Annotated in this window: 16 protein-coding genes; 2 read left to right on the top strand and 14 right to left on the bottom strand. The window is 64.5% G+C overall.

From position 1 onward, the window contains the following. Positions 1 to 24: 24 nt before the first annotated feature. From CAG46_RS23180 to nhaB, 3 genes are all read right to left on the bottom strand, one after another. Positions 25 to 570 carry a lipocalin family protein gene (locus CAG46_RS23180; protein WP_025339788.1) on the bottom strand — a complete coding sequence of 182 codons (546 nt, stop codon included), beginning with the start codon at positions 568 to 570 and terminating at the stop codon, positions 25 to 27. A gap of 80 nt (positions 571 to 650) precedes the next feature. Then, a complete protein-coding gene (locus tag CAG46_RS23185) occupies positions 651 to 1,265 on the bottom strand; it encodes a dihydrofolate reductase family protein (RefSeq protein ID WP_085614888.1) in 615 nt (204 codons plus the stop codon). A 202-nt stretch (positions 1,266 to 1,467) separates the two neighbouring features. After that, entirely contained in the window at positions 1,468 to 2,970 is a 1,503-nt protein-coding gene (gene nhaB, locus CAG46_RS23190) for a sodium/proton antiporter NhaB (protein WP_003258843.1), read from the bottom strand. A 150-nt stretch (positions 2,971 to 3,120) separates the two neighbouring features. Between nhaB and CAG46_RS23195 the strand changes: the two genes are divergently transcribed. Then, positions 3,121 to 3,933, top strand: a complete 813-nt coding sequence (locus CAG46_RS23195; protein ID WP_039613165.1) for a crotonase/enoyl-CoA hydratase family protein — start codon at positions 3,121 to 3,123, stop codon at positions 3,931 to 3,933. A 36-nt stretch (positions 3,934 to 3,969) separates the two neighbouring features. Further along, the gene (nudC, locus tag CAG46_RS23200; RefSeq protein ID WP_085614890.1) at positions 3,970 to 4,800 is read left to right on the top strand and encodes an NAD(+) diphosphatase; all 831 of its coding nucleotides are present in this window, start codon (positions 3,970 to 3,972) and stop codon (positions 4,798 to 4,800) included. Here the strand turns inward: nudC and CAG46_RS23205 are convergent. The 11 genes from CAG46_RS23205 to CAG46_RS23255 all read right to left on the bottom strand — a co-directional run bounded on the left by CAG46_RS23205 (position 4,768) and on the right by CAG46_RS23255 (position 18,445). Beyond that, complete coding sequence (locus CAG46_RS23205; RefSeq protein ID WP_013973303.1) at positions 4,768 to 5,547, bottom strand: TSUP family transporter; 780 nt, start codon at positions 5,545 to 5,547, stop codon at positions 4,768 to 4,770. The two genes, nudC and CAG46_RS23205, sit on opposite strands and share 33 nt — an antisense overlap. 201 nt (positions 5,548 to 5,748) lie before the next feature. Then, entirely contained in the window at positions 5,749 to 6,579 is an 831-nt protein-coding gene (locus CAG46_RS23210; protein WP_085614892.1) for an alpha/beta fold hydrolase, read from the bottom strand. 249 nt (positions 6,580 to 6,828) lie between these two features. Further along, the gene (locus tag CAG46_RS23215; RefSeq protein WP_085614894.1) at positions 6,829 to 8,118 is read right to left on the bottom strand and encodes an FAD-binding oxidoreductase; all 1,290 of its coding nucleotides are present in this window, start codon (positions 8,116 to 8,118) and stop codon (positions 6,829 to 6,831) included. Positions 8,119 to 8,352: 234 nt separating this feature from the next. Then, a complete protein-coding gene (locus tag CAG46_RS23220; RefSeq protein ID WP_085614896.1) occupies positions 8,353 to 10,296 on the bottom strand; it encodes a DNA topoisomerase III in 1,944 nt (647 codons plus the stop codon). Positions 10,297 to 10,494: 198 nt separating this feature from the next. Beyond that, on the bottom strand, positions 10,495 to 10,923 hold the full coding sequence (locus CAG46_RS23225) for a GNAT family N-acetyltransferase (RefSeq protein ID WP_003258855.1): 429 nt from the start codon (positions 10,921 to 10,923) through the stop codon (positions 10,495 to 10,497). After that, positions 10,916 to 12,082: a cupin domain-containing protein gene (locus tag CAG46_RS23230; protein ID WP_013973298.1), complete on the bottom strand. Its 1,167-nt coding sequence runs from the start codon at positions 12,080 to 12,082 to the stop codon at positions 10,916 to 10,918. Before CAG46_RS23230 ends, CAG46_RS23225 begins: the two co-directional genes overlap by 8 nt. Positions 12,083 to 12,163: 81 nt before the next feature. After that, positions 12,164 to 13,534 (bottom strand): adenylosuccinate lyase, encoded by a 1,371-nt coding sequence (gene purB, locus CAG46_RS23235; protein WP_013973297.1) that lies wholly within the window; start codon positions 13,532 to 13,534, stop codon positions 12,164 to 12,166. A gap of 235 nt (positions 13,535 to 13,769) precedes the next feature. Continuing rightward, positions 13,770 to 14,396 carry a high frequency lysogenization protein HflD gene (gene hflD / locus CAG46_RS23240; protein ID WP_015270973.1) on the bottom strand — a complete coding sequence of 209 codons (627 nt, stop codon included), beginning with the start codon at positions 14,394 to 14,396 and terminating at the stop codon, positions 13,770 to 13,772. Next, positions 14,393 to 15,517, bottom strand: coding sequence for a tRNA 2-thiouridine(34) synthase MnmA (mnmA, locus tag CAG46_RS23245; RefSeq protein WP_025339779.1), 1,125 nt, complete (start codon positions 15,515 to 15,517; stop codon positions 14,393 to 14,395). Before mnmA ends, hflD begins: the two co-directional genes overlap by 4 nt. A 60-nt stretch (positions 15,518 to 15,577) precedes the next feature. Continuing rightward, positions 15,578 to 16,018 carry an NUDIX hydrolase gene (locus tag CAG46_RS23250; protein WP_025339778.1) on the bottom strand — a complete coding sequence of 147 codons (441 nt, stop codon included), beginning with the start codon at positions 16,016 to 16,018 and terminating at the stop codon, positions 15,578 to 15,580. A 201-nt stretch (positions 16,019 to 16,219) separates the two neighbouring features. Beyond that, on the bottom strand, positions 16,220 to 18,445 hold the full coding sequence (locus tag CAG46_RS23255; RefSeq protein WP_085614898.1) for an NADP-dependent isocitrate dehydrogenase: 2,226 nt from the start codon (positions 18,443 to 18,445) through the stop codon (positions 16,220 to 16,222). Positions 18,446 to 18,460 lie beyond the last annotated feature (15 nt).

Consider the following 18,460-nt stretch of genomic DNA (forward strand, 5'->3'; position numbering starts at 1 on the left):
CGTCGATGGCCCGCCAGGTGTTGCCTACTCGGCCTGCCGCCAGATCAGCTTGCTGGTGTCATAGCCTTGCTCCCGGGCGATCGTCAGCAGTTGCTCGCGCAGCTGGTCGGTGACCGCGGGCGTGCGCGAAAGCAGCCACAGGTATTCGCGGTTCGGGTGGCCGACCAAGGCTACGCGGTAGTCCTGGTCGTGGTACAGCACCCAGTACTCGCCCTTGGTCAGGCCGGGCGCGAGGCGGCTGAACCAGTTGTCGAAGCGCACCCAGAGCTTGTCGGTGCTGCCCGGTTGCTGGGCTTCGGCGATGCCCTTGGCCTGGTTCCACTGGCCGTCCTTTTCCTGGCAGCGGTTGGTCACGTCGAGGCGGCCGTCCTCTCGCAGGCCATAGTGCGCTTCGGACTGCACGCAGTTGCGCTGGAAGAACATCGGCAGCCGCGCGAGTTCGTACCAGGTGCCCTGGTAACGTTGCAGGTCGACCTGCTGGGTGCGCGGCGGCGCCGGGTGATCGTTGCCGGCACAGCCGAGCAGGGCCAGGGTCATGCAGCAAAACAGCAGCGTGGTGCGTAGCGCCATGGTGAACCTCCTTGATACGGACGGGGCTTACCTGTGTTTCGATGCGAGCGAGAGGCAAAAGTTGTACGCAATCGTGCCTTTCAGAACGAACCGGTCTGCACTTCGCCGGCACGCACGTAACGGGCGATGACCACGCCCTTGGGCGAAACCTGCGAGTGCTGCAGGGTGAAGGCCGCCGCTGCAGCATCGTCGCCGAACAGGCGCTTGCCGTGGCCGAGCAGCAACGGGTGGATCAGCAGTTGCAGTTCATCGACCAGGCCCGCCGCCAGCAGTTGCTGCACCAGATCGCTGCTGCCCTGGGTCAGCAGGTTGGCGCCGTCCTGTTGTTTCAGGGCGCGGACCGTTGCTGTGATGTCTGCGCCCAGAGCATGGCTGTTGTGCCAGTCGAGGGTTGCGGGGGTGTGGGTGGCCACGTGCTTGGGCACGCTGTTGAACAGGTTGGCGATGGAGTAGTCTTCCGAGCTGTCTTTTACCTTTGGCCAGTAGCCGGCGAAGATGTCGTAGGTGCGCCGGCCCAGCAGCAACTCGAAGGGCTGGCTGAACAGGGCCTGCATGGCCTGGCCGAAGACTTCCTCGGCGTAGGGCACGATCCAGCCGCCGTAGGTGAAGCCGCCGCTGGTGTCTTCCTGCGGGCCGCCGGGGGCTTGCATGACACCGTCGAGGCTGATGAAGGCGGCTACGATGAGTTTGCGCATGGGGACTCTCCTGTTGGCAGCCGGGGGTGGCTGGGGGCATGGGATAGTCGAATGGCAGGCAGCAGAATCGACAGGGCTGTTTGAGTGGTCTGCACTGACCCTTTCGCGGGTAAACCCGCTCCCACATGATCACCACAGTTTCGAAGGCTGTGCAGTACCTGTGGGAGCGGGTTCACCCGCGAAGAGGCCGGTGCAGGCTACCTCAAAGCCAGTAGGTCACCGCCCACCACCCCAGCCCACCCATCACTACGGTATAGGGCAAGGCCATCCACACCATTCGCCCATACGACAGCCGGATCAGCGGCGCGATTGCCGAAGTCAGCAGGAACAGGAACGCCGCCTGCCCATTCGGCGTCGCCACGCTCGGCAGGTTGGTGCCGGTGTTGATCGCCACCGCCAGCGTCTCGAAATGCTCGCGGCTCATGCTGCCATTGAGGAACGCCTGCTTCACCTCGGTGATGTAGATGGTGGCAACGAACACGTTGTCGCTGATCGCCGACAGCAGGCCGTTGGCCAGGTACAGCATGCCCGGTTGCTGCTCGGCCGGCAGCGCCAGCACCCAGGCAATCAACGGGCTGAACAGTTGCTGCTGATGAATCACCGCCACCACGGCGAAGAACACCACCAGCAATGCGGTGAACGGCATGGCGTCCTGGAAGGCACGGCCCAGGCGGTGTTCGTCGGTAATGCCGGTGAATGCCGTGATCAGCACGATCACCATCAGGCCGATCAGGCCGACCTCGGCGACGTGCAGCCCCAGGCAGACGATCAGGATCAGTGCGGCGAACCCTTGCACCCACAGCGCGATGCGCTGGGCAGTGGTGCGTGCTGCATCGTCCTCGGCGGCGTAGGCGGCCAGCACCTGGCGCACCGGCTCGGGCATCAACGTGCCGTAGCCGAACAGGCGCAACTTCTCCAGCAGCACGCAGGTCAGCAAGCCGGCGCCCAGCACCGGCAGCGACACCGGTGCCACCTTCAGGAAGAAATCGGCGAAGTGCCAGCCCATCTCATGGCCGATCAGCAGGTTCTGCGGCTCGCCCACCAGCGTGCACACGCCGCCCAGGGCGGTACCCACCGCGCCATGCATCAGCAGGCTGCGCAGGAAGGCGCGGAACTGGTCGAGGTCTTCACGGTGCAACTGTGCGACCTGCTGGTCGCTGTCCAGCGCACTGTCTTCGCGCGGGTTGGCCCCGGAGGCGACGCGGTGGTACACCGCATAGAAACCCACCGCGGCGCTGATGATCACGGCGGTCACGGTCAGCGCATCGAGAAACGCCGAGAGGAATGCCGACAGCACGCAGAACAGCAACGCCAGGATCGCCTTCGAACGCACCCCCAGCAGGATGCGCGAGAACAGGAACAGCAGCAGTTCCTTCATGAAGTGGATGCCCGCGACCATGAACATCAGCAGCAGGATCACCGGGAAGTTGTGCTGCAGCTCTTCGTACAGGGCTTGCGGTGTGGTCATCTGCAACAGCAGGGCTTCGACCAGCAGCAGGCCGCCAGGCATCAGCGGGTAGCACTTCAGGGCCATGCCCAGGGTGAAGATGAATTCGAGCACCAGTGCCCAGCCGGCAGCGACCGGGCCGACGGTCACCAGCAGCAGCGGGTTGAGCACCAGGAACAGGCAGATGACTGCCTTGTACCAAAGCGGCGACTGGCCCAGAAAGCTGTGGGCGAGGGCGCCGGTCAGGGAGCGCGACATGAATTTGTATCCTTATGATTCGGCGATGGCGCACGGTGCCGGATCAGCGCGTCTTAGGCAAGGCGTAAAGTCCCGTTTTTGGCACAAGTGCGGTCATCGGGGTGGGTTACCATCCGTGCCATGAACCCTTCACCCGCAGGAGTGCCGCCCGTGACCGAGTACAGCGCGTTCAAGGTCGAACTGACCAACAGCATCGCCCACGTTCAGATCAACCGCCCGGACAAGCGCAATGCGATGAACGCGGCCTTCTGGGAGGAGATCATCGACATCTTCCGGTGGGTCGACGACACCGACGCGGTGCGGGCGGTGGTGATCAGCGGTGCCGGCAAGCATTTTTCCGCTGGTATCGACCTGATGATGCTGGCTTCGTTGGCCGGGCAGATGGGCAAGGACGTGGGCCGTAACGCACGCTTCCTGCGCAGCACCATCCTGCGCCTGCAGGCGTCGTTCAATGCCGTGGACAAATGCCGCAAGCCGGTGCTGGCCGCGGTGCAGGGTTACTGCATTGGCGGCGCCATCGATCTGATCTCGGCCTGCGACATGCGCTACTGCAGCAGCGACGCGCAGTTCTCGATCAAGGAAATCGACATGGGCATGGCCGCCGATGTCGGCACACTGCAACGTTTGCCTCGTATCATCGGTGACGGCATGATGCGTGAGCTGGCTTTCACCGGGCGCAATGTCGAGGCCGAAGAGGCGCTGCGCATCGGCCTGGTCAACCGGGTCTATGATGATCAGGCCGCGCTGATGGACGGGGTCTTTGCCATCGCCGGCGAGATTGCCGCAAAATCGCCGATCGCCGTGGCCGGCACCAAGGAAATGCTCAGCTACATGCGTGACCATCGCATCGACGATGGCCTGGAGTACATCGCCACCTGGAACGCCGCGATGCTGCAGTCCGAAGACCTGCGCGTGGCGGTGGCGGCGCACATGAGCAAACAGAAACCGACGTTCGCCGACTGATCAGGCCGGGGGACGCGCAGTAAGGGAACCCCCGACATGTCAGCACGCTGGACTACCGCAGTACTCGACCCGCAGATCACCGGGGGGCTGGCCGTGGCCCGCAGCCCGGAAGGGTTCCTGGTGGACGACAACGGCGCGCTGTTCCCTCGCGACTGGCTCAAGCGCCAGGACCTCGACGTGCTGTGCGAGCACGGCATCGGCCACTTCGACGGCCAGCCGGTGTTCCTGCTGGAACTGCGCAGCGCCACCGACTTGCCTGGCTGCGCCTGGCGCGGCCTGCGCGCGTTCATGCTCGAGGGTGACTTCGACACCTACAAAGTGCTGGGCTATGCCGCGCAGATCGGCACCTGGGCCCGCGAGCACCGTTTCTGCGGCAGCTGCGGCCAGGCAATGACGCAGATCCGCTGGGAGCGGGCAATGTACTGCCAGCCTTGCGACCTGCGCAGCTACCCGCGCATTTCGCCGAGCATGATCGTGCTGGTGACCCGTGGCGACGAAATCCTGCTGGCGCGTTCGCCACGCTTCGTCACCGGGGTGTACAGCACACTGGCAGGCTTTGCCGAGCCGGGCGAGTCGGCCGAGGACTGCCTGGTGCGTGAAGTGCGTGAAGAGGTGGCGGTGGAAGTCAGGAACATCCAGTACGTCGGCAGCCAGTGCTGGCCGTTCCCGCATTCGATGATGCTGGGCTTCCATGCCGAGTATGCCGGCGGCGATATCGTCATGCAGCCGGACGAGATCGAGGATGCCAAGTGGTTCAGCGTCCACGACCTGCCGCCGCTGCCGGCCGGCCGGTCGATTGCCCGGTACCTGATCGATCTGTACGTTGCGCGCCGCCTAGGCTTGGCCGAACCAGTGCTGCCACGCTAGGCGCACGGTCAATGCCAGCACCACGGTTATGAACACCGGGCGGATGAACTTGCTGCCGCCACTGATCGCCGTGCGTGCGCCGAAGAAGGCGCCAACCATCACCGACAGGCCCATGCACAGGCCGACGATGTAGTCCACCTGCCCGGAAATGATGAACACCGTCAGCGCTGCGATGTTGCTGACGAAGTTCATGCTGCGCGCCACGCCGCTGGCACGGACCAGGTCGATGGGGTAGAGCAGCAGGGTGCTGACCGTCCAGAACGCCCCGGTACCCGGGCCGGCCACGCCGTCATAGAAGCCCAGGGTGAAGCCTTGCGGCACTTGCCACTTTTTCCTGATCGGCGCATCGGCATCCAGCGGCGCCTTGGGCGTGCCGCCGAACAGCAGGTAGACGCCACAGGCGAAGACGATCACCGGCAACATCTTGTTCAGCCATTCGGCCGGCATGTAGTGGGCGATCACTGCACCGAGCAAAGCACCGACCAAGGTGGCGAACAATGCCGGGCGCCATTGCGCCGGGTGGAACAGCTTGCGCCTGTAGTAGGTGAAGCCGGCGGTGGCCGAGCCGAAGGTAGAGCTGAGCTTGTTGGTGCCCAGTACCAGGTGCGGCGGCATGCCGGCGGTGAGTAGCGCCGGGGTGGTGAGCAAGCCGCCACCGCCGGCGATGGCATCGATGAAACCGGCGACGAAGGCGACCAGGGCCAGGATCAGCAGGGTGAGGGGTTCTACGGTGAGTTCGAAGGGCATGGGGTTTTGGCAGGCAGGGAGGCAGGGGGCGGCAAAGGGCCGCACTAGAAGGGTGACATGGTAATCCTGGGGGAGGTGTGTTGCCAGTGCCGGCCCTTTCGCGGGCATGCCCGCTCCCACAGGTTACCTGCACATTTCAAGACCTGTGCAGTATCTGTGGGAGCGGGCGCGCCTGCGAAAGGGGCGGTACAGGCCATCACATCAGCTACGGATAAACGCCAGCAAATCCGCATTGATCACATCGGCATGGGTGGTCGGCATGCCATGCGGGTAGCCTTTGTAGGTCTTGAGTGTGCCGTTGGGCAGCAGCTTCGCCGACAGCACCCCGGAATTTTCATACGGCACGATCTGGTCATCGTCGCCGTGCATCACCAGCACCGGCTGGGTGATGCCCTTCAGGTCTTCGGTGAAGTCGGTCTGGGAAAACGCCACGATGCCATCGTAATGGGCCTTGGCACTGCCAATCATGCCTTGGCGCCACCAGTTGCCGATGATGCCTTCGCTGGCTTCTGCACCGGGGCGGTTGTAGCCGTAGAACGGCCCGGCCGGCACATCCCGGTAGAACTGCGCACGGTTGCTGGCAACCTGGGCCTGGAAGCCGTCGAACACCGATTTGGGCAGGCCACCAGGATTAGCGGGCGTCTGCACCATCAGTGGCGGTACGGCGGCGATCAGCACGGCCTTGGCCACCTTGTCTTCTGGGTGCCGGGCCATGTAGCGCACCACTTCACCGCCACCGGTCGAGTGGCCGACATGCACGGCGCCCTGGATGCCCAGGTGAGCGACGACCGCCGCCACATCGTCGGCGTAGTGGTCCATGTCGTGGCCGTCCCATACCTGGCTGGAGCGGCCATGGCCGCGACGGTCGTGGGCGACCACGCGGTAACCATGGGCGAGGAAGTACAACAGCTGGGCATCCCAGTCGTCGGCGCTGAGCGGCCAGCCGTGGTGGAAGTGGATGACCGGCGCGTCACGCGGGCCCCAGTCCTTGTAGAAGATCTGTACGCCGTCCTTCGTGGTTACATAGCTCATGGTCGGGTCTCCTGTGTGCAGGAAGCGAAGGGAGCTATTGAGAATAGGAGGTATTTTGCCTCGTACTGGAATTTGTGATTTTGCACCGGAGCTTCAGACCTACGCAGCCTTTTGTGGGAGCGGCCTTGTGTCGCGAAAGGGCTGCAAAGCAGCCCCAGCAATTTGTGTGTCAGTACTGAATTTCTTGGGGCCGCTTTGCGGCCCTTTCGCGACACAAGGCCGCTCCCACAAGGAAGGGGCGTCAACCGATCAGACGCGGTCGCGCATCCGGTACCAGGCCTTGGCCGCAGCTTCCAGCGGTGCTGCCAGCAGGTCTCCGCCGGGGAAGCGGCCGTTGTCGATGCCTTGGTACAGCGTCAGCAGGTCGTCGTCGCCAAGAATGGCATCGCTGACCGCCCGCGCCGCCGCCAGTGTTGGTAGCACGCCATGGCCAGAGAAACCCTGCAGCCAGTAGCGCTGGCCCTCGCGACCGACATCCGGGGTGCGCTGGATGCTGCAGTCGATATGGCCGCCCCAGGCATAGTCGATGGCCACCCCGGCCAGCTGCGGGAACACCCGCTCCAGGTAGGGGCGGGTGGCGCTGGCGACATCTTTGGGAATACCGCCCAGGTAGGTGCAGCCGCCGCCGAACAGCAGGCGATGGTCCGGGGTGAGGCGGAAATAGTCGGGCACGAACTGGTTGTCGATCACGCAACTGTTGCGCGGCAGTAGCGATTGGGCGAAGTCGGCATCCAGCGGTGCGGTGGCTACCTGATAGGAGCCAACCGGCAACAGGCGGCGCGACAGGGTGCGGTCGAGGCGGTCGATGTAGGCGTTGCAGGCCAGCACCAGCACCTGGCAGCGTACTTCGCCGCGGTCGGTACGGGCCACATAGCCGTCGCCGACTTTCTGGTAGTCGAGCACCTGGCTCTGTTCGTAGATCCGCCCGCCAGCCGCCTCGATGGTGCTGGCCAGGCCCTGAGCCAGCTTCAGCGGGTTGAGGTGGGCGCCTTTGGCATCGTATAGCGCGGCCTGGTAGCGCGGGCTGTCGATCCATTGCGGCAGCTCGTCGCGGCCGATCAGGCGCAGGGCGTCGTAGCCCCATTTGTGTTCGGCCTCGTGCAGGGCTTCTTCCAGCATCTTCACCCGGCGCGGCAGCACGGCGGTCCACAGGCTGCCCTGCCGGTAGTCGATGTCGAAGCCATGGCGCTCGGGCAGTTCGCGCATTTCATCGGCGGCCCAGCACATGCTGCCCCACAGGCGTCGGGTGCGTTCGACGCCCAGGGCCTTTTCCAGCGGCGGCATGTCGCATGACCACCCGAGCAGTGCCTGGCCGCCGTTGCGGCCGGACGCGGCCCAGGCCACGCGGCTGGCTTCCAGCAGCGTTACGCGCTTGCCGGCCTGGGTCAGGCGCAAGGCGGTGTGCAGGCCGCTGAAGCCGGCGCCAATGATCAGGACTTCGGTGTCGTGGCTGCCTTGCAGGGTAGGGTGCAGGGGAATGCTGGCGGGGTAGGTCTGGGCGTAGTAGCTGGCGACGTGGTGGGCGGATTGTTTGAACATGCAGGGGTCTCATGAAAATTATTGTGTTTATTTTCATGAAAATTTAGCAGGTAAATTTCATGTCGCCAATGCATTGGCCGGGTTTGTGGTTTAACTCGGGTTATTGTGTTGCCTGTCCTGGCCCTTTCGCGGGTAAACCCGCTCCCACAGAGCCATCACCGGTCTCGAGGTCGGCGCTGTAAATGTGGGAGCGGGTTCACCCGCGAAGGGGCCTGACCTGAAAGTGCAAAATCTTCAGGTTGTCGCCTTTTTTCGAGGCTGTCTTGGCTTGCCTGCGGCCGCTTTGCCCTTCCCGCCACCCCGACGCTTCTTCTTCCACGGCGGCGCAGCCCCGGCTGCCGGCCCGCTGATGGTCATGCGCATGCCGCTGCACCGTTCGACCAGTTTGCCCATCCATGCCGACTGCCGGGCGACGAACTCTTCCAGCGTCATTTCGCCACTCTGCACCATGTCCAGCGCCTGCTCCCAGATAGCTGTGGTACCTGGGTCGGCAATGGCGCGTGGCACGGCGTCGATCAGGCTGAAGGCCGCAGGGGTGGCGGACAGCGCCTTGCCGTTCTTCACCAGGTAGCCGCGGTCAAGCAGGCCCTGGATGATGCTGGCGCGGGTGGCTTCGGTGCCGATACCGGTGGTTTCCTTGAGCTTCTGCTTCAACCGCGGGTCGTCCACCAGCTTGGCCACGTTCTTCATTGCCTTGATCAGGTCGCCTTCGGTAAACGGCTTGGGCGGCTGGGTCCACAGGTCTTTCAGTTGCAGGCCCTGCACTGTGCAGTCCTGGCCTTCGCGCAGCGCCGGCAGCACCTGGGCCGGTGGTGCCTCGCGGCCCTTGGACGGGGTCAGCGCCTCGGGCAGCGCACGGCGCCAGCCTGGTTCGACGATCTGCTTGCCTACGGCACGCAGGGCATGGCCGGCGCAGTCGAAGTCGGCCTGGGTACGGTCGTACTCGTGGTTGGGCAGGAACTGCGCCAGGTAGCGGGCGCGGATCAGGGTGTACACCGCCTTGTGCTTGGCCGGCAGGCGCGACGGGTCGCTGGCGGCGGCAGTGGGGATGATGCCGTGGTGGGCGCTGACCTTGGCATCGTTCCACGCCCGTGAACGGCGTTGCGGCTCCAGGTAGGGCTGCAGCGGCGCCAGGCTGGCATCGGCCCGTTGCAGGGCGGCGAGGATGGCTGGCGCTTCGGCGTGCTGGCTTTGCGGCAGGTAGCCGCAGTCGCTGCGCGGGTAGGTGATCAGCTTGTGGGTTTCGTACAGGGCCTGGGCGATGTCGAGGGTTTCCTGGGCGCCGAGGCCAAACTTTTTCGAGCACAGCTCCTGCAGGGTGCCAAGGTCGAAGGGCAGGGGTGCCGCTTCACGCACGCGCTCGGTGGTCACCTTCACGGCCCGGGCAGTACCCGCATTGCCGATGTCGGCGGCAGCCTGCTGCGCCAGGGCCTGGTTCAGGCAGCGGCCCTGGTCGTCGCAGGCGTCCTCGGGGGCGCGCCATTGGGCGTTGAAGCCAAAGCCTGCGTGTTCGAGCTGCACGTCGATGGCCCAGAACGGTACCGGCACGAAGTCGGCGATGCTGCGGTCGCGGTCGACCACCAGGCGCAAGGTGGGCGTTTGCACCCGGCCCACCGGCAGCACGCCCTGATAGCCCGACTGGCGGCCCAGCAGGGTGAACAGCCGGCTCATGTTCATGCCGATCAGCCAGTCTGCGCGCGAACGGCCCAGCGCCGAGTGGTACAGGTTGAAGGTTTCGTGGCCCGGCAGCAGGCGCGCCAGGGCCTTGCGGATGGACGCGTCGTCCAGTGCCGACAGCCACAGGCGCTGCACCGGGCCGCGGTAGCGGCAATGCTCGACCAGTTCGCGGGCGATCATTTCGCCTTCGCGGTCGGCGTCGGTGGCGATTACCAGTTCGCGCGCTTCGCCGAGCAGGCGCTTGACTGCCTTGAACTGGCTGGCGGTCTTGGGCTTGACCAGCATCTTCCACTTTTCCGGGATGATCGGCAGGTCGGCCAGGTTCCAGCGCTTGAAGCGTTCGTCGTAGCTGTCGGGCGGGGCGGTTTCCAGCAGGTGGCCGATGCACCAGGTCACGCAGACGTCGGTGCCTTGCCAGCAGCCATCGCCCTTGCGGTTGGCGCCGAGCACTTTGGCGATGTCTTTTGCCTGGGAGGGTTTTTCGCAGAGGAACAGGCGCATGGCCGGGGACGCTTCATCGGGGGTGATGGGCGATAGGATGCGCAAGCGAGGGCGCGGAGGCAAGTTTTATCTGGATGGATGTACAGGTTTTTTTGTCAGAGGGGATGTCTTGGCTGTGCCGGCCTCTTCGCGGGTGAACCCGCTCCCACAGGCCCCCACGATTTTCAGAATTTGTGGGGCCTGTGGGAAGGTCGTGGTTCAGGCGCGCGAGTCGCGCACCATGTCCACGTGCGGGATGCCGGCTTCGAGGAACTCTTCGCTGACTACGCGAAAGCCCAGCCGCTCGTAGAACGGCGTGGCGTGCACCTGGGCGCTGAGCATCTGCTGCTTCAGGTCGCGGTTCTGTGCTTCGACAATCACCGCGTTCATCAGCGCGTCACCCACCTTCAGCCCGCGCCAGTCCTTCAGCACCGAGACCCGGCCAATGGTGCCGTCAGGCAGCAGGCGCGCGGTGCCGATCGGGTAGTCGCCTTCCAGGGCCAGGAAGTGCGCAGCGGTCGGGTCGTCCGAGTCCCACTCCAGCTCCGGCGGTACGTGCTGTTCGGCAATGAACACCGCTTCGCGGATGCGGCGGATGTCGGCGTTGTCCTTGTGCCAGTCGGCGAGGCGCACACGAATCTTATTCATTGGCGAATCCCAGGCTTCCTTGTTTGACCAGCTGCTGTACCAGCATAAGGCCATCTTCATCCTGCAGCCATTCGCCCAGGTTGTCGATGTGCAGGGCGTCGGCTGCGCAAACCAGCTTCAGCAGCTCGCGCAGTTTGCCCGGCAGCGGGCAGCTGCGGCCGCTGGCGAACAGCAGCAGGTCTTCTTCGAACTCCGACCAGGCCAGGCGCGCGCTCGGGTTGCGGATCAGGATGGCGCCTTGTTCCAGGGCATCGATCAGCTCTTCCTCGGACAGCTCTTCACCGACGATCTGCTCGGGGTAGCGTGGCTCGGTCATGAACTGGCCGAACCAGGTCAGCAGCAGGTCCTTGTCGCCCATGTGCTTGTCGAGCAGCGCCTTGAGGCGGTCGAGGGCGTCGTGCTGGATCTGGTGCGGGTCACTGACCGGCTGGGCATCGGCGTCGCTGTAGCGTTCTTCGTCGGGCAGGAACTGGCCGAGGAAATCGGTGAAGTGGGTCAGCACTTCGGCGGCGCTTGGCGCGCGGAAGCCTACCGAGTAGGTCAGGCAGTCGTCCACGGCCACGCCGTAGTGGGCCAGGCGTGGTGGCAGGTAAAGCATGTCGCCCGGCTCCAGGGTCCACTCATCGCTCTGCTCGAAGTCGGCGAGGATGCGCAGGTCGGCGTGCTCCAGCAGCGAGCTGTCGCTGCTGCACATCTGGCCGATTTTCCAGTTGCGCTGGCCGTGGCCCTGCAGCAGGAACACGTCGTAGTTGTCGAAGTGCGGGCCGACGCTGCCACCGGGGGCGGCGAAGCTGATCATCACGTCATCGATGCGCCAGCTGGGCAGGAAGCGGAAGTTTTCCAGCAGTTCGGCTACTTCCGGGACGAACTGGTCCACGGCCTGCACCAGCAGGGTCCAGTCCTTTTCCGGCAGCTCGGCAAAGGTATCTTCGGTGAACGGGCCGCGGCGCAGCTCCCACGGGTGCGCGCCGTGCTCGAGCACGATACGCGACTCTACTTCCTCTTCCAGGGCCAGGCCGGCCAGCTCGTCGGGGTCGATCGGGCTGATGAAGTCCGGGAAGGCCTGGCGCACCAGCAGCGGCTTCTTCTGCCAGTAGTCGCGCATGAATTCGCGGGCCGAGATGCCGCCCAGCAGCTGCAGTGGAGTATCAGGATTCATGTTCAACCTATTGAAAAAATGTAATTTTCGTTCGGGAATAAAAACGCCCGGCCAGGCCGGGCGTTGAACGCGACGGTCAGCTTAGATGCGTTTGGCCTGTGCTGCCGCGTTGCCGATGTAGGTAGCAGGGGTCAGCTGCTTGAGCTCGGCCTTGGCTTCGGCTGGCATGTCCAGGCCGTCGATGAAGGTCAGCAGCGCTTCCGGGGTGATGCCCTTGCCACGGGTCAGCTCTTTGAGCTTCTCGTAGGGGTTTTCGATGTTGAAGCGGCGCATCACGGTCTGGATCGGCTCGGCCAGCACTTCCCAGCAGGCGTCCAGGTCGGCGGCGATGCGGGCTTCGTTGACTTCCAGCTTGCCGATGCCTTTCAGGCTGGCTTCGTAGGCGATGACGCTGTGGGCAAAGCCCACGCCCAGGTTGCGCAGCACGGTGGAGTCGGTCAGGTCACGCTGCCAGCGCGAGATCGGCAGCTTGCTGGCCAGGTGCTGGAACAGCGCGTTGGCGATACCCAGGTTGCCTTCGGAGTTTTCGAAGTCGATCGGGTTGACCTTGTGCGGCATGGTCGACGAGCCGATTTCGCCGGCAACGGTCTTCTGCTTGAAGTAGCCCAGCGAAATGTAGCCCCACACATCGCGATCGAAGTCGATCAGGATGGTGTTGAAGCGGGCGATGGCGTCGAACAGCTCGGCGATGTAGTCGTGCGGCTCGATCTGGGTGGTGTACGGGTTGAACTGCAGGCCCAGCTCATCTTCGATGAAGGCGCGGGCGTTCTGCTCCCAGTCGATCTGCGAGTAGGCCGACAGGTGGGCGTTGTAGTTGCCCACGGCACCGTTGATCTTGCCCAGCAGCGGTACGGCGGCAACCTGAGCGATCTGGCGCTCCAGGCGGTACACGACGTTGGCCAGTTCCTTGCCCAGGGTGGTCGGCGAAGCCGGCTGGCCGTGGGTGCGCGACAGCATCGGCACGTCGGCGTGGGCGTGGGCCAGGGCGCGGATGGCGTCGGCGATCTGGCGCATCAGCGGCAGCAGCACTTCGTCACGGCCGGCGCGCAGCATCAGGGCGTGGGACAGGTTGTTGATGTCCTCGCTGGTGCAGGCGAAGTGGATGAACTCGCTGACCTTGGCCAGCTCAGGCAGCTTGGCGGCCTGCTCCTTGAGGAGGTATTCGATCGCCTTGACGTCGTGGTTGGTGGTGCGCTCGATTTCCTTGACGCGTTCGGCGTGCTCGAGCTTGAAGTCGGTGGCCAGGCTGTCCAGCAGGGCGTTGGCTTCGGCGGAGAACGCCGGCACTTCGCCGATCTGCGGGTGGGCGGCCAGGCGCTGCAGCCAGCGCACTTCGACCAGGGCGCGGAAACGGATCAGGCCGAATTCGCTGAAAATGGGGCGCAAGGCCTGGGTTTTGCCGGCATAACGGCCGTCTACAGGGGAAACCGCAGTGAGCGAAGAAAGCTGCATGGGGTGTTCTCGGACAGTCAGGCTTTTGGAAGGGCGCATATCATACATGAAAAATGCGCTCAGGTCGGGTGGCTGACCAAAGGTCGGGCCATAAATCAGCTGTGCATTGTGCATTGCCTGTTCTGGCCCTATCGCCGGCAAGCCAGCTCCCACAGGTACTGCACCGGTCTTGAGCACAGTGCATATCCTGTGGGAGCTGGCTTGCCGGCGATGAGACCGGAACTGTCAGCCCCTGTCAGGAGGGGCTGCGCATCATGTCGTACAGTTCGTTCAACAGCTTGCGCCGGCTGAATACCAGCTGCCAGCGGTGCCCGCCCAGTTGGCGCCACAGGCGTGCGGCGCGGATGCCGGCCAGCAGCAGGGCGCGGATCTTCGAGGCGTTGCTGGCCTGCTGCAGGAAGCGCATGTCGCCATGTACCTGGATGCGCTGGCGCAAGGTGCTCAGGGTGTCCTGGTACAAGGCTCCACTGGAAGCGATGACGTTTTCATGAACCAGGCCGAAATGCTCGGCCTGGGACTGGATTTGCGGCAGGCGGTTGCCAATGGTGTCGAGCAGGTCGCCGCGCTTGTTCAACTGGCGCTCCAGGCCCAGCATCGACAGGGCGTAGCGCAGCGGCTCGCGCTGCAGGCTGCTGGGGTCGCGCTCCAGCGCGCCGACCAGCGCGCGATAGCCGTCGCGCAGGTTCAGGTCGTCACCGCCGAACACCTCCAGGGTGTCCTTGGGGTCGCGGACCAGCAGGCTGCCGAGCATGCAGCCGATGTTGGCCTCGCTGGCCTGGCCGGTGCGGGCGATGCGGTCGACCAGTACGGCGGCCTGGAACACACCGCCCAACGCAATCAGCTGCTCCTGCAGGTTGCTCATGCGCGCGGGCTCCACGGCTCGGCGGCTTCGATCACGCCGCCGCCCAGGCACACTTCGCCGTCGTAGAACACCACCGACTGGCCCGGGGTAACGGCACGTTGCGGTTCGTCGAACACTGCGCGGTAACCGCTTTCGGTCAGTTCCAGCGTGCACTGCTGGTCGCTCTGGCGGTAGCGCACTTTGGCGGTGAGCTGGCGCGGGCTGCTGAGGTCGACCGGGTTGACCCAGAAGATCTCCGAAGCGAGCAGGGCGCGGGAGAACAACCACGGGTGTTCATTGCCCTGGCCGACCACCAGCACGTTGCGGGTCAGGTCCTTGTGCAGCACGTACCACGGCTCGTCACCGGCGTCCTTCAGGCCGCCAATGCCCAGGCCCTGGCGCTGGCCGATGGTGTGGTACATCAGGCCGTGGTGGCGGCCGATCACTTCACCGTCGGTGGTCTCGATGTTGCCCGGCTGGGCCGGCAGGTATTGCTTGAGGAAGTCGCTGAAGCGGCGCTCGCCGATGAAGCAGATGCCGGTGGAGTCCTTCTTCTTGGCGGTGGCCAGGCCGTGCTTTTCGGCAATGGCGCGTACTTCGGGCTTTTCCAGCTCGCCAACCGGGAACAGGGTGCGGGCGATTTCCTTGCCGCCGACGGCGTGCAGGAAGTAGCTCTGGTCCTTGTTCGGGTCCAGGCCCTTGAGCAGTTCGGTGAGCTCGCCGGTGTCGCGGCGGCGCACGTAGTGGCCGGTGGCGATCAGGTCGGCACCCAGCGACAGGGCGTAGTCGAGGAACGCCTTGAACTTGATTTCGCGGTTGCAGAGGATGTCCGGGTTGGGCGTGCGGCCGGCCTTGTACTCTTCGAGGAAGTGCTCGAACACGTTGTCCCAGTATTCGGCGGCGAAGTTGGCGGTGTGCAGCTTGATACCGATGCGGTCGCACACGGCCTGGGCGTCGGCCAGGTCTTCACGGGCGGTGCAGTATTCGGTGCCGTCGTCTTCTTCCCAGTTCTTCATGAACAGCCCTTCCACCTGGTAGCCCTGCTCCATGAGCAGAAGGGCGGAGACGGAAGAGTCCACGCCGCCGGACATGCCGACGATAACGCGGGTCTTGGCGGGGTCTTTGAGTGCTGGGCTGGTCATGGTTACCGGTGTGTATCAAGGGGGGAAAAACGCCGATTCTATCAAACCTGCGGCGGCGCGTCAGTCGCGCAGCAGGTCGAGGCTGTGCAAGGGGCCTTTCAGGTAGTCGTCGAGGCAGCGTGGCACCAGCTCGCTGCGCCAGCGGGCGGGGTCGGCCAGCAGTTCGTCGCGGGTCAGCCACACGGCGCGGACGATGTCGCTGTCCAGCGCCAGGTCGGCGTGATGGCGCACGGGGCGGGCGGCGAAGCAGATGCGCTGGTAGGTCACGCCGTTGCTTGGGGCGGTGTACAGGTAGATGCCGACCACGCCGGTGAGCTCGACTTCCCAGGCGGTTTCTTCGAGGGTTTCGCGCAGGGCGGCCTGGGGCAGGGTCTCGTTGGGTTCGAGGTGGCCGGCGGGCTGGTTGAAGACGTGCTGGTTGGCTTTGAATTCTTCGACGAAGAGGAACTTGCCTTCGTGTTCGACGATGGTGGCGACGGTGATGTGGGGTTGCCAGGTCATTGCTGTGTCCTTGTCGATTGAGGGGGCCGCTTTGCGGCCCTTCGCGGGCACGCCCGCTCCCACAAGTGATGCGCCAGCTTGACTGGAAACACTTTTCCTGTGGGAGCGGGCGTGCCCGCGAAGGGCTGCAAAGCAGCCCCATCCCAGAAAGCACAAACCCCGGTGCGTGGCCGGGGTTTGTGCTGTTACTTCAAGCGAACCTTACAGGGCGGCAATGGCGCTGTTCAGGGTCTGGCTTGGGCGCATCACCTTGGCGGTCAGCTCGGCATCCGGGGCGTAGTAGCCGCCGATGTCGGCCGGCTTGCCCTGGACGGCGTTGAGCTCGGCGACGATGGTCTCCTCGTTCTCGGTCAGGGTCTTGGCCAGTGGTGCGAAGCGTGCCTGCAGGGCAGCGTCGTCGTTCTGCGCAGCCAGGGCCTGGGCCCAGTACAGGGTCAGGTAGAAGTGGCTGCCGCGGTTGTCGATACCACCGACTTTGCGCGAAGGCGACTTGTTGGTGTCGAGGAACTTGCCGGTGGCCTGGTCCAGGGTGTTGGCCAGCACTTTGGCGCGCGGGTTGTCGTAGGTGTTGCCCAGGTGCTCCAGGGAAGCGGCCAGGGCCAGGAATTCACCCAGCGAGTCCCAACGCAGGAAGTTCTCTTCCACCAGCTGCTGCACGTGCTTCGGTGCCGAACCGCCGGCGCCGGTTTCGAACAGGCCGCCACCGCTCATCAGCGGCACGATCGACAGCATCTTGGCGCTGGTGCCCAGTTCCATGATCGGGAACAGGTCGGTCAGGTAGTCGCGCAGCACGTTGCCGGTCACCGAGATGGTGTCCTTGCCTTCGCGGATGCGGGCCAGGGAGAACTTGATGGCGTCGACCGGTGCCAGGATACGGATGTCCAGGCCGGAGGTGTCGTGATCCTTCAGGTACTTCTGCACCTTCTCGATCATCACGCCGTCGTGGGCGCGGGCCGGGTCCAGCCAGAACACTGCAGGGGTGTTGCTCAGGCGGGCACGGTTGACGGCCAGCTTGACCCAGTCCTGGATCGGCGCGTCCTTGACCTGGCACATGCGGAAGATGTCGCCGGCTTCGACGTTCTGCTCGAGAACGACCTGGCCTTTGCTGTCGACCACGCGCACGACGCCGTCGGCCTTGATCTGGAAGGTCTTGTCGTGGGAGCCGTATTCTTCGGCCTTCTGTGCCATCAGGCCGACGTTCGGTACGCTGCCCATGGTGGTCGGGTCGAAGGCGCCGTTGGCCTTGCAGTCTTCGATGGTGGCCTGGTAGATGCCGGCGTAGCAGCGGTCCGGGATGATCGCCTTGGTATCCTGCAGTTCGCCGGCGGCGTTCCACATCTTGCCCGAGTCACGGATCATGGCCGGCATCGAGGCGTCGACGATGACGTCGCTCGGCACGTGCAGGTTGGTGATGCCTTTGTCGGAGTTGACCATGGCCAGGGCCGGACGCTGGGCGTACAGGGCCTGGATGTCGGCTTCGATCTCGGCCTGCTTCTCGGCTGGCAGGTCCTTGATGCGGGCGTACAGGTCGCCGATGCCGTTGTTGGCGTTGAAGCCTACTTCAGCCAGGGCGGCGGCGTGCTTGGCCAGCACGTCGTTGTAGAACTCTTCGACGATGACGCCGAACATGATCGGGTCGGAGACCTTCATCATGGTGGCTTTCAGGTGTACCGACAGCAGCACGCCGGAAGCCTTGGCATCGGCGATCTGCTCGGCGATGAAGGCTTTCAGGGCCTTGCGGCTCATGGTGGCACAGTCGATGACTTCGGCAGCTTTTACCGCAGTCTTTTCTTTCAGTACGGTGGTGTTGCCGTCTTTGCCGACCAGCTCGATGCGCAGGCTGTCGTCAGCTTCGATCAGTGCGGCTTTCTCGCTGCCGTAGAAGTCGCCCTGGGTCATGTGGGCAACGTGCGACTTGGAGTCGGCAGCCCAGGCGCCCATCTTGTGCGGGTGCTTGCGGGCGTAGTTCTTGACCGACAGCGGCGCGCGGCGGTCGGAGTTGCCTTCGCGCAGGACCGGGTTCACGGCGGAACCTTTGATGCGGTCGTAGCGGGCGCGGGATTCTTTCTCTTCCGCGGTGGCCGGCTCGTCGGCGTAGTCAGGGATGTTGAAGCCCTTGCCCTGCAGTTCCTTGATCGCGGCTTTCAGCTGCGGTACCGAGGCGCTGATGTTCGGCAGCTTGATGATGTTGGCTTCAGGGGTGGTAGCCAGCTGGCCCAGTTCCGCCAGGTGATCGCCTACTTGCTTCTCTGCGCCCAGTTGCTCCGGGAAGGCGGCGAGGATGCGGCCAGCCAGGGAGATGTCGCGGGTTTCGACGGCGATGTCAGCCGAAGCGGTGAAGGCTTCGATGATCGGCAGCAGCGAGTAAGTGGCGAGGGCGGGGGCTTCGTCGGTGAAGGTATAGATGATCTTGGAACGGGTGGGCATGCGGGTTAACTCTCT

The sequence above is a fragment of the Pseudomonas sp. B23(2017) genome, assembly GCF_002113725.1.
GTDB lineage: Bacteria > Pseudomonadota > Gammaproteobacteria > Pseudomonadales > Pseudomonadaceae > Aquipseudomonas > Aquipseudomonas putida_Z.

What these genes read in the sequence shown, in the direction of transcription:
- CAG46_RS23180 (WP_025339788.1), bottom strand. Translation starts at nt 570, where the DNA reads ATGGCGCTACGCACCACGCTGCTGTTTTGCTGCATGACCCTGGCCCTG.
- CAG46_RS23185 (WP_085614888.1), bottom strand. Translation starts at nt 1,265, where the DNA reads ATGCGCAAACTCATCGTAGCCGCCTTCATCAGCCTCGACGGTGTCATG.
- nhaB (WP_003258843.1), bottom strand. Translation starts at nt 2,970, where the DNA reads ATGTCGCGCTCCCTGACCGGCGCCCTCGCCCACAGCTTTCTGGGCCAG.
- nudC (WP_085614890.1), top strand. Translation starts at nt 3,970, where the DNA reads ATGTCAGCACGCTGGACTACCGCAGTACTCGACCCGCAGATCACCGGG.
- CAG46_RS23205 (WP_013973303.1), bottom strand. Translation starts at nt 5,547, where the DNA reads ATGCCCTTCGAACTCACCGTAGAACCCCTCACCCTGCTGATCCTGGCC.
- CAG46_RS23210 (WP_085614892.1), bottom strand. Translation starts at nt 6,579, where the DNA reads ATGAGCTATGTAACCACGAAGGACGGCGTACAGATCTTCTACAAGGAC.
- CAG46_RS23215 (WP_085614894.1), bottom strand. Translation starts at nt 8,118, where the DNA reads ATGTTCAAACAATCCGCCCACCACGTCGCCAGCTACTACGCCCAGACC.
- CAG46_RS23220 (WP_085614896.1), bottom strand. Translation starts at nt 10,296, where the DNA reads ATGCGCCTGTTCCTCTGCGAAAAACCCTCCCAGGCAAAAGACATCGCC.
- CAG46_RS23225 (WP_003258855.1), bottom strand. Translation starts at nt 10,923, where the DNA reads ATGAATAAGATTCGTGTGCGCCTCGCCGACTGGCACAAGGACAACGCC.
- CAG46_RS23230 (WP_013973298.1), bottom strand. Translation starts at nt 12,082, where the DNA reads ATGAATCCTGATACTCCACTGCAGCTGCTGGGCGGCATCTCGGCCCGC.
- purB (WP_013973297.1), bottom strand. Translation starts at nt 13,534, where the DNA reads ATGCAGCTTTCTTCGCTCACTGCGGTTTCCCCTGTAGACGGCCGTTAT.
- hflD (WP_015270973.1), bottom strand. Translation starts at nt 14,396, where the DNA reads ATGAGCAACCTGCAGGAGCAGCTGATTGCGTTGGGCGGTGTGTTCCAG.
- mnmA (WP_025339779.1), bottom strand. Translation starts at nt 15,517, where the DNA reads ATGACCAGCCCAGCACTCAAAGACCCCGCCAAGACCCGCGTTATCGTC.
- CAG46_RS23250 (WP_025339778.1), bottom strand. Translation starts at nt 16,018, where the DNA reads ATGACCTGGCAACCCCACATCACCGTCGCCACCATCGTCGAACACGAA.
- CAG46_RS23255 (WP_085614898.1), bottom strand. Translation starts at nt 18,445, where the DNA reads ATGCCCACCCGTTCCAAGATCATCTATACCTTCACCGACGAAGCCCCC.